Source organism: Motilibacter deserti (assembly GCF_011250635.1).
In the GTDB taxonomy this organism is placed as follows: Bacteria; Actinomycetota; Actinomycetes; order Motilibacterales; family Motilibacteraceae; genus Motilibacter_A; species Motilibacter_A deserti.
In genome coordinates this window covers 1-8,827 of sequence record NZ_JAANNP010000078.1, presented here as the reverse complement: position 1 = coordinate 8,827, position 8,827 = coordinate 1, and the positions used below count along the sequence as shown (strand labels likewise).

Genomic DNA, 8,827 nt, shown 5'->3' with positions numbered 1-8,827 from the left:
GTAGGCGGTGAGCTTCTTCTCCTTGTCGCCCATGAGCCGCGTCTTCTTCTGCGGCCCGGCCACGACGCGGTCGATCGCCTCGTCCATCGACGGGGGGTCGATGAGCTTGCGGTCGGCTCGGGCGGTCAGCAGGGCGGCCTCGTTGAGCACGTTGGCCAGGTCGGCGCCGGTGAAGCCGGGGGTGCGCCGCGCGACGGCCATCAGGTCGACCGACGGGTCGATCGGCTTGCCCTTCGCGTGCACCTGCAGGATCTTGAACCGGCCCTGCAGGTCCGGGCTCTCGACCGCGATCTGCCGGTCGAAGCGGCCCGGGCGCAGCAGCGCGGGGTCGAGGATGTCCGGCCGGTTGGTCGCGGCGATGAGGATCACGCCGCCCTTGACGTCGAAGCCGTCCATCTCGACGAGCAGCTGGTTGAGCGTCTGCTCGCGCTCGTCGTGGCCGCCGCCGAGCCCCGCACCGCGGTGCCGTCCGACGGCGTCGATCTCGTCGATGAACACGATCGCGGGCGCGTTGGCCTTCGCCTGCTCGAAGAGGTCACGGACGCGCGAGGCGCCGACACCGACGAACATCTCGACGAAGTCCGAGCCGGAGATCGAGTAGAACGGCACGCCGGCCTCGCCGGCCACCGCGCGGGCGAGCAGCGTCTTGCCGGTGCCGGGAGGGCCGTACAGCAGGACGCCCTTGGGGATCTTCGCCCCGATCGCCTGGAACTTGGCCGGGCTCTCGAGGAACTCCTTGATCTCGTGGAGCTCCTCGACGGCCTCGTCCGCGCCGGCGACGTCGGCGAAGGTCGTCTTCGGCGTGTCCTTGCTGACCACCTTGGCCTTGGACTTGCCGAAGTTCATCACCCGGGAGCCGCCGCCCTGCATCGAGTTCATGAAGAACAGGAACACGATGAAGATCAGCAGGATGGGGACGACCGTGAGCAGCAGGCTGACGAACCAGTTCTGCCGTGCGACGTCCTCGTCGAAGCCCTGCGGCGGGACGTTGGCGAGCAGCTTGCTCACGATCTGCTGCTGCGTGCCGTCGACGAAGGTGGCGTAGACCTTCTCCGCGTCCGGCGCGCTGTCGATGCGGAAGCCGTCCTTGAGCGTCAGCTCGATGCGCTGGCTGCCGTCGACGACCTTGGCCGACTCGACCTGGCCGGCGTCGATCGCCGCGATGGCGTCCGACGTGTCGACCGCCTTCGCGCCGCTCGAGGAGCGCACCGTGGTGGTGATCAGGACGGCCGCGAGGATGGCAAGGAGCACCCAGAACACGGGGCCGCGGAAGAAGCGTTTGAGGTCCATCGAACCGGGGCGGGTCGCCCCGTCCCTCCTCGAGTAGCAAACGGTCTGCTAGGAACGGTACACCGGGGTACGAGCAGTCGCAGAAAGCGCGCACTGCTGCACACTCCGGAGCACTCGGTGCAGCTATCCCAGGCCAACGCGGCCTTGGCCAGCGCCGTTCCCCTCGGACGAGTGCTGGGCCGTCCAGTACGCCGTGGGCGTAGCGGCCCCTCCCCCTCACCCGCTGATCATGCACATGTGGCGAGTTGTCCACAGCTCGCGAGCATGTGGACAACTCGCCACATGTGCATGATCAGCGCAGGTGATGGGGCGTCAGCGCAGGTGGCAAGACGGTGGGCGCGGGAGCGGAGTGGGCGTCAGGAGTAGACGGCCGGCGCGAGCAGCCCGACGAACGGCAGGTTGCGGTAGCGCTCGGCGTAGTCCAGGCCGTAGCCGACGACGAACTCGTCCGGGATGTCGAAGCCGACGTACTTCACGGTCACGTCCACCTTGAGCGCGTCGGGCTTGCGCAGCAGGGTGGCGACCTCGATCGAGGCCGGGCCGCGGGACTCGAGGTTGGCGACCAGCCAGGAGAGCGTGAGGCCCGAGTCGATGATGTCCTCGACGACGAGGACGTGCTTGCCGGAGATGTCGCGGTCGAGGTCCTTGAGGATCCGGACGACGCCGGAGCTCTTCGTCCCTGAGCCGTAGGACGACACGGCCATCCAGTCCATTTGGATCGGCGAGCTGATCTTGCGCGACAGGTCGGCCATCACCATGACCGCGCCCTTCAGCACGCCCACGAGCAGCAGGTCACGCCCGTGGTAGTCGGAGTCGATCTCGGCCGCCATCTCCTGCAGACGGTTCTGGATCTCTTCCTCGGTGACGAGCACCCGCTCGAGGTCGGTCCCCATGTCGGCAGCGTTCACGCCGTGCGCCTCCGGTCAGCTCTTGCCTTGCCCCGCCTCGAGGTCGAGCCTCCCACACCGCCTCCGGGCCGACACACGCCCGGGCAGCTGGACCGGGCCCTGCCCGTGCCAGTCGACGACCAGCGCGTCGAGCGCGTCGACGTGCACCGCGAACAGGTCCGTGCCCGGGCATCCCGCCGCCAGTGCCGCCGAGCGCAGGCAGCGACGGCGTACGCCCGCCGGCAGCTGCGCGAGCGCGTCCACGTCGAGCGAGCCGTCCGTCCCGGTGAGGGCCGGCAGCTCGCGCTCCGCCCAGGCGTCGAGCGCGTCGGCGTCGTCGCGCAGCAGCCGGGCCGTGCGGGCGAGCGCCTCCGCCACGCCGGGCCCGAGCGCCTGCTCGAGGGCGGGGAGAGCGTCGCGCCGGACCCGCACCCGGGCGTACGCCGGGTCGGCGTTGTGCGGGTCCTCCCACGGCTCGAGCCCGAGCGCCGCGCACGCCGCCCGCGTCGTCGCCCGCGGGACCCCGAGCAGCGGCCGGCGCCACAGCCCGCCCGGCCCGGCCGGCCCCCCACGAGCCGCCATACCCGCGAGCGAGCGCGCGCCCGAGCCGCGCGCGAGCCTGAGGAGCACGGTCTCGGCCTGGTCGTCGAGCGTGTGGCCGAGCAGCACCGCCTCCGCCTCGTACGCCGCGGCCGCGGCGGCGAGGGCGGCGTACCTCGCGTCCCGGGCCGCCGCCTCCGGGCCTCCGGCGCGGCCGACGGCCACCGCGACGACCTCGACCGGCGCCAGCCCCAGCGCGCGCAGCGTGGCGCCGACCTGCTCGGACCGTTCGGCCGAGCCCGCCTGCAGCCCGTGGTCGACGACGACCGCTCCGGCGGTCAGGCCCCGGCGCGGTGCGACGAAGGCGGCGGCCGCGGCGAGGGCGAGCGAGTCCGCGCCGCCGCTGCAGGCGACGAGCACACGGCCGCCGGGGCGTACGTCCTGCAGGGCCTTCCGCACGGCGACGCGGACGGCCGCGACCGCAGGGTCGAGCTGCCCGCCCACGGCTCAGCCGAGGACGCGCCGGACCCAGGCCGCCGGGTGCGCGATCTCGGCCGGCAGGGGCAGGGTCTCGGGGCCGGTCCAGACCTGGTTGAAGCCGTCCATGCCCGCCCGGTCCAGGACGCCACGGACGAACTTCGCGCCGTCGCGGTACTGCCGCATCTTGGCGTCGATGCCGATGAGCCGGCGCACCACCTGCTCGGTGGGCCGGCTCGAGCCGCGGCGCTTCTGGAACCGCTTGCGGATCTGCTCGACGCTCGGCACGACCTCCGGCCCGACGCCGTCCATGACCACGTCGGCGTGGCCCTCCAGCAGCGACATCATCGCGGTCACCCGGTCGAGGGCCTCGCGCTGCGCCGGCGACTGGACGGCCTCGAGCAGCGAGGGCGCGCTCTCGTCGCCGCGCACCGCGCCGTAGACCGCGCGGAACACCCCGCGCAGCCGGGCGAGCAGGGCCGCGGGCTCGAGGTCCGCGTCGTCGACGAAGCCGCTGATCTGGGCGAGCAGGTGGTCGCGCAGCCACGGGTTGGCCCCGAACTGCACGCGGTGGGTCTCCTCGTGCAGGCAGACCCAGAGCCGGAAGTCGCTGACGTCGACCGTGAGCTCGCGCTCGGCGGCGACGATGTTGGGGGCGACGAGGAGCAGCCGGCCGCCGGTGGCGCTGGGGGTGAAGAGCTCGTACTGCCCGAGGACCTTGCCCGCGAGGAACGCGAGCAGCCCCCCGGTCTCCAGGCCGGTGAGCACCCCACCGACGGCCTCGGCGACCGGGCTGTCGGAGGGGGTACGCCGCCGCGCCGCGCGCTCGGACAGCCGGGCGACCAGCGGGTCGAGCACGACGCGGAAGCCCTCGACGTTGGCGCGGACCCAGCCGGGGCGGTCCACGACGGCCACGGCCGAGGAGCCGCCCTCGGCGACGAGCCCGGTGTAGGCGCGCACGTGCGCCTGCGCCTCCGTGGCCCGCTGCCGCAGCTCGGCGACGGCGGCGTGCGCCTCGTCCCGCGTCACCTTGGGCCCGCGCGGGGCCAGCCGCACCGCCGTCGCGGTCGCGAGGTCCCAGTCGACCGTCACCGACATGCCGTGCCCGCCCCGCCGCGCATCGCGCCTCCGCTGTCCATGCAGCCACGCTACGGGCTGGTGACGCCCGGCCCTTCGGTCACGCCAGCAGCACGGCTGCGCCCGGCCCCAGCGCGACGCCGAGCACGACGAGCGCGACGCCCCACACCCGCTCGTCGCGCACGATCGAGCCGATGCCCACGACCACGAGCACGGCGGCGAGCGCCCACAGCACCGCGATCACGACCGCTTCCCCACGCTCAGCCCCGGCACCCGCACTCGGCCAGCGCGGCCGCCGCCTCGTCGAGCGCCTGCCGGGCGTCGAGCGTGCTGCCCGGGACCCGGTCGGCGAGGAACGCGAACACCAGCAGCCCCCCGTCGCGGTCGCGCACGAGCCCGGCCAGCGAGCTGACGCCGGTGAGCGTCCCGGTCTTGGCGCGGACGACGCCGCGCGCGGCGTCCAGCGGTCCGCTGTCGGCGTAGCGCTCGGCGAGGGTGCCGGTGAGCCCGGCCACCGGGAGCCCGGTCAGGACCGGCCGCAGCTCCGGGTGCTCGGGCGAGGCCGCCGTCCGCAGCGTGGCCGCCAGGGTGTCGGACCCGACCCGCGAGCCGCGCGCCAGGCCGCTGCCGTCGAGCAGGCGCGCGCGGGCGACCGGGATGCCCAGCTCCTGCGCCTCGGCGAGCACGGCGGCGCCACCGCCGGCCGCGGTCGCCGGCTCGCCGCGTTCGGCCGCGACCAGCCGGACGAGCGCCTCGGCCAGGTCGTTGTCGCTCTGCTCGAGCATGCGCTCGACGAGCCGCGCCACCGGCGGCGACTCCACCCGGGCCAGCTCCTGCGCACCCTGGGCGGCCCGCCGCGCCACCGCGCCCCGCACGGTCAAGTCCTGCGCGCGCAGCAGCGCCGCGAACCGGCGCCCCGCCTCCAGCGCGGGGTCGCCCACCCGCGCGTCCTCGCCGGGGCGTACGCGCCCCTGGTCGACCGAGAGCGCGCTCGTGGGCGCGGCGATGCCGCCGGGGACGTAGCCGGGCTCCCAGTCGGGGCTGACCGCGGGCGCGGCGAAGGCCGAGTCGTCGACGAGCACGCGCACCGTCGCTCCCCGCCCCAGGGCGGCCGCGGTGCGCTTCGCGAGCACGTCGAGGCGGGCGTACGCCGTGGTGTCGCTGCCCCGGTCGTCCGCTCCCGACTGCAGGGTCGCGTCCCCGCCCCCGACGAGCACGATGTCGGCCGTGCCGCCCGCCGCCGGGGTGCTCGCGCCGGGCGTTCCCGGCGTGGCGCCGGCCGCGGCCGCGGAGTCACTGACGACCCGGGTGGCGAGCGTGGTGTCCGGGCCCAGGGCGGTCAGGGCGGCCGTCCCCGTGAGCAGCTTCGCCACGGACGCGGGGGTGTGCGCGGCGCCGCCGCGGTCGAGCAGCACGGTGCCGTCGGCCGCGAGCACGGTCGCCCCGACGGAGCCGCCCAGGGCCCGGTCGCCGAGCGCGGCACGCACCGCGGCCGTCACGCCCGCGGGGGCCGGTGCGTTGCCGGGCGACGACGTGGCAGGCTGCAGCACGGCCGGGGCTGACGGCGGGAGCACGGCCGGGGCGGAAGCGGACGTCGCGGGACGTTCCGGCTCGGCGCCGTCGAGGCCGGCACCGATGGCCACGCCCGCACCGGCCACGAGGACGACGGCGGCGCCCACCCCGGCGACAACGCGTCCACGCACTCCGCGACACTAACCGTTTGCAGTCAGCAGCCGTCCGGTGGAGGTCTCCCGTGGAGTTCGACGTCCTGATCGAGATCCCCCGCGGGTCGCGCAACAAGTACGAGGTGGATCACGAGACCGGCCGCATCCGGCTGGACCGGATGCTGTTCACCGCGACGCGCTACCCGCACGACTACGGCTACATCGAGGGCACGCTCGGCGAGGACGGGGACCCGCTCGACGCCATGGTGCTCATCGAGGAGCCGACGTTTCCCGGCTGCCTGATCCGCTGCCGCGCGATCGGGATGTTCCGCATGACCGACGAGGCCGGCGGCGACGACAAGGTCATGTGCGTCGTCGCCGGCGACCCGCGCATGGACCGGATCCAGGACATCGACGACATGGCGGAGTTCGACCGGCTCGAGGTGCAGCACTTCTTCGAGGTCTACAAGGACCTCGAGCCCGGCAAGTCGGTCGAGGGCGCGACGTGGACCGGACGCGCCGAGGCCGAGGCCGAGATCGAGCGCTCCCGGGAGCGGCAGGCGTCCTCGGGGCACGGCATGCCGCACCCGCCCGCCCAGGGCTGACGCGGCTCTGCGCCCGCCGACACCGCCTTGCTCCCCCTGCCGCGGGAGCAAGGCGGTGCTCGCGGGCGCAACGCCGGTCAGGGGTGGAGCTTCTGCCCGTCGCGCAGCATCTGGACGAACTTCTCCAGCCGTCGGGCGCGCGTCTCCGGCTTCTTCGCGTCGTGCAGCCGGTGCAGGATCGCGTAGCGGTTCGAAGCGTTGAGGCTCGCGAAGGCCGCGGCGGCGGCCGGGTCCGCGTCGAGCGCGGCCTGCAGGTCCGCCGGCACGGTCGCGGTGCTCGGCGGGTCGTACGCCGCGTCCCAGCGCCCGTCCGCCTTGGCCCGCTCGACCTCCGCGAGCCCCGCCGGGCGCATCCGCCCCGCTGCGACGAGGCCCTCGACCCGCTCGCAGTTGATCTTCGACCACTTGCTCCGCGCCCGGCGCGGGGTGAACTTCTGCAGCCACGTCGCCTCGTCCATCGACGCGGACTGGCCGTCGATCCAGCCCTGGCACAGCGCGCCCTCGACCGCCTCGGCGTAGGACACGCTGGCGATCCCCGAGCCCTTCTTCGCCAGCCGGACCCAGACGCCCGGGCAGGAGGCGTGCTCGCGCTCGAGCCACGCCTCCCACTCCGACGCGTCGGCGAAGGCGACGACAGGCAGCCCCTGCCGCTCGGGAGGGGCCGCGTCCGTCATGGGGACAGTCCTACCAGCGGTCGTGCACCAGCGGGCGGATCCGCTCGTCGTAGATCTCGCGGATCGCGCGCAGCGCGTCGGGCCCCAGCGGCGCGAGCTGCTCGGCCTGGGCGTTCGAACGCGCCTGGTCGGCGTTGCGGGCACCCGGGATGACGACGGAGACACCGTCCTGGTCGAGGATCCAGCGCAGCGCCAGCTGGGCGGTGGTGGCCCCCTCCGGGGTCAGCTTCGCGATCTCGCGGGCGGCGCGTACGCCGGTCTCGTAGTCGACGCCGGCGAACGTCTCGCCCACGTCGAACGACTCCCCGTGCCGGTTGAAGTTGCGGTGGTCGTTCGCCGCGAACTCGGTGTTCTCGTCGTACTTGCCCGAGAGCAGGCCGCTGGCGAGCGGCACGCGCGCGATGATGCCGACGTTCGCCTCCTTGGCCGCGGGGAGCAGGCGCTCGAGCGGCTTCTGCCGGAAGGCGTTGAGGATGACCTGGACCGTCGCGACCTGGGACCGCGAGATGGCGGTCAGCGCCTCGTCGACCGTCTCGACGCTGACCCCGTAGTAGGCCACCGCCTTCTCCTGCACGAGGGTGTCCATCGCCTCGTACACCGAGTCCATCGAGTAGACCGCGGTCGGCGGGCAGTGCAGCTGGACCAGGTCGAGGGTGTCGACGCCGAGGTTCTCCCGGCTGCGGTCCGTCCAGGCCCGCAAGTTGTCCAGGGTGTACTGCTCGGCGACGAACGGGTCGGCCCGGCGCCCCGCCTTGGTCGCGACCGTGATCGGCCCGTGTGAGCGCTCACCGAGGAAGCGACGGATCAGCCGCTCGCTCCGCCCGTCGCCGTAGACGTCGGCCGTGTCGATGAAGTTGACGCCGCCGTCGACCGCCGCCGCGATCGTGTCCAGGGCGTCGTCCTCGTTCACCTCGCCCCAGTCCGCGCCGATCTGCCACGCCCCCAGACCGACCACGCCGACCTGGTATCCGGTCTTGCCGAGAGTCCTCTGTTCCATGACCAAGACCGTACGCACGGGGCCGTGCAACCAAACGCGCACCCGTCAGCGTCCGAGTCGGCACAGGCCCCGGAAGAACCGCTCCCGGGGCGTACCGGAAGGACCAGCATGACCCGCCCGACCAGCACCCGCACCACCGCCCGCACCGCCCTGGCCGCCGCGCTCGTCGGCGCCGCCGCGCTCGGCGCCTCGCCCGCCCCGGCGTACGCCGCCGCCCCGGCGAGCACCGCGACGCCCGCTTCCCCCGCCGCCGTCGCGAAGGACAGCGTCTACACCGACACGCTGCCGCCCGGGGTCTGGCCGCACCTCGGGGCGCTGAAGTTCGCCCGCGCCGGCCGGCACGCCGGCGCGCTCTCGGGCGCCTGCGTCCCGGCGATACCGGCGGGCCGCGAGCGCGTCACCGCCCGCTACACGCCGCCGGAGGGCCCGCGTGCGGGCCGCGCTGCTCAGACCGTCGTCGAGCTCGGCACGGCGACGGCCGCCCGCGACGCCGCGCGGCGGATCGCGAAGCTCGTGCCCAAGTGCCTGCGCGGCGGGGAGAACACGCGGATTTTCCCGCTGAAGAACGCCACCCCGACCACGTGGGCCTGGTCGACCATCACGTCCGTGCCGGGCG

At 74.3% G+C, this 8,827-nt stretch carries 9 protein-coding genes and 1 pseudogene; 2 read left to right on the top strand and 8 right to left on the bottom strand.

The window, feature by feature from the left end; genetic code table 11:
- From ftsH to dacB, 6 genes are all read right to left on the bottom strand, one after another.
- Nucleotides 1-1,290 (bottom strand): ATP-dependent zinc metalloprotease FtsH (gene ftsH / locus G9H71_RS19600; protein WP_166284475.1); only part of this gene is annotated, 1,290 nt, incomplete at its 3' end.
- Between the two features lie 356 nt (nucleotides 1,291-1,646).
- Nucleotides 1,647-2,198 carry a hypoxanthine phosphoribosyltransferase gene (hpt, locus tag G9H71_RS19595; RefSeq protein ID WP_166284474.1) on the bottom strand — a complete coding sequence of 184 codons (552 nt, stop codon included), beginning with the start codon at nucleotides 2,196-2,198 and terminating at the stop codon, nucleotides 1,647-1,649.
- A gap of 15 nt (nucleotides 2,199-2,213) precedes the next feature.
- Nucleotides 2,214-3,221 carry a tRNA lysidine(34) synthetase TilS gene (tilS, locus tag G9H71_RS19590; protein ID WP_166284473.1) on the bottom strand — a complete coding sequence of 336 codons (1,008 nt, stop codon included), beginning with the start codon at nucleotides 3,219-3,221 and terminating at the stop codon, nucleotides 2,214-2,216.
- Between the two features lie 3 nt (nucleotides 3,222-3,224).
- Entirely contained in the window at nucleotides 3,225-4,292 is a 1,068-nt protein-coding gene (locus tag G9H71_RS19585) for a zinc-dependent metalloprotease (RefSeq protein ID WP_166284472.1), read from the bottom strand.
- 79 nt (nucleotides 4,293-4,371) lie between these two features.
- Nucleotides 4,372-4,515 carry a GPGG-motif small membrane protein gene (locus tag G9H71_RS19580; protein ID WP_166284471.1) on the bottom strand — a complete coding sequence of 48 codons (144 nt, stop codon included), beginning with the start codon at nucleotides 4,513-4,515 and terminating at the stop codon, nucleotides 4,372-4,374.
- A gap of 16 nt (nucleotides 4,516-4,531) precedes the next feature.
- Nucleotides 4,532-5,974, bottom strand: a complete 1,443-nt coding sequence (gene dacB, locus G9H71_RS19575; RefSeq protein WP_166284470.1) for a D-alanyl-D-alanine carboxypeptidase/D-alanyl-D-alanine endopeptidase — start codon at nucleotides 5,972-5,974, stop codon at nucleotides 4,532-4,534.
- A gap of 50 nt (nucleotides 5,975-6,024) precedes the next feature.
- Between dacB and G9H71_RS19570 the strand changes: the two genes are divergently transcribed.
- Nucleotides 6,025-6,540: an inorganic diphosphatase gene (locus G9H71_RS19570; protein ID WP_166284469.1), complete on the top strand. Its 516-nt coding sequence runs from the start codon at nucleotides 6,025-6,027 to the stop codon at nucleotides 6,538-6,540.
- Nucleotides 6,541-6,617: 77 nt separating this feature from the next.
- On the opposite strand, the gene G9H71_RS19565 is transcribed toward G9H71_RS19570, so the two are convergent.
- Both G9H71_RS19565 and G9H71_RS19560 read right to left on the bottom strand, forming a co-directional pair.
- Complete coding sequence (locus G9H71_RS19565; protein WP_166284468.1) at nucleotides 6,618-7,214, bottom strand: YdeI/OmpD-associated family protein; 597 nt, start codon at nucleotides 7,212-7,214, stop codon at nucleotides 6,618-6,620.
- A gap of 10 nt (nucleotides 7,215-7,224) precedes the next feature.
- Nucleotides 7,225-8,211: an aldo/keto reductase gene (locus G9H71_RS19560; RefSeq protein ID WP_166284467.1), complete on the bottom strand. Its 987-nt coding sequence runs from the start codon at nucleotides 8,209-8,211 to the stop codon at nucleotides 7,225-7,227.
- Nucleotides 8,212-8,319: 108 nt separating this feature from the next.
- Here G9H71_RS19560 and G9H71_RS19555 point away from each other — a divergent pair.
- Nucleotides 8,320-8,827, top strand: a pseudogene (locus G9H71_RS19555) (hypothetical protein); the annotation flags it as partial.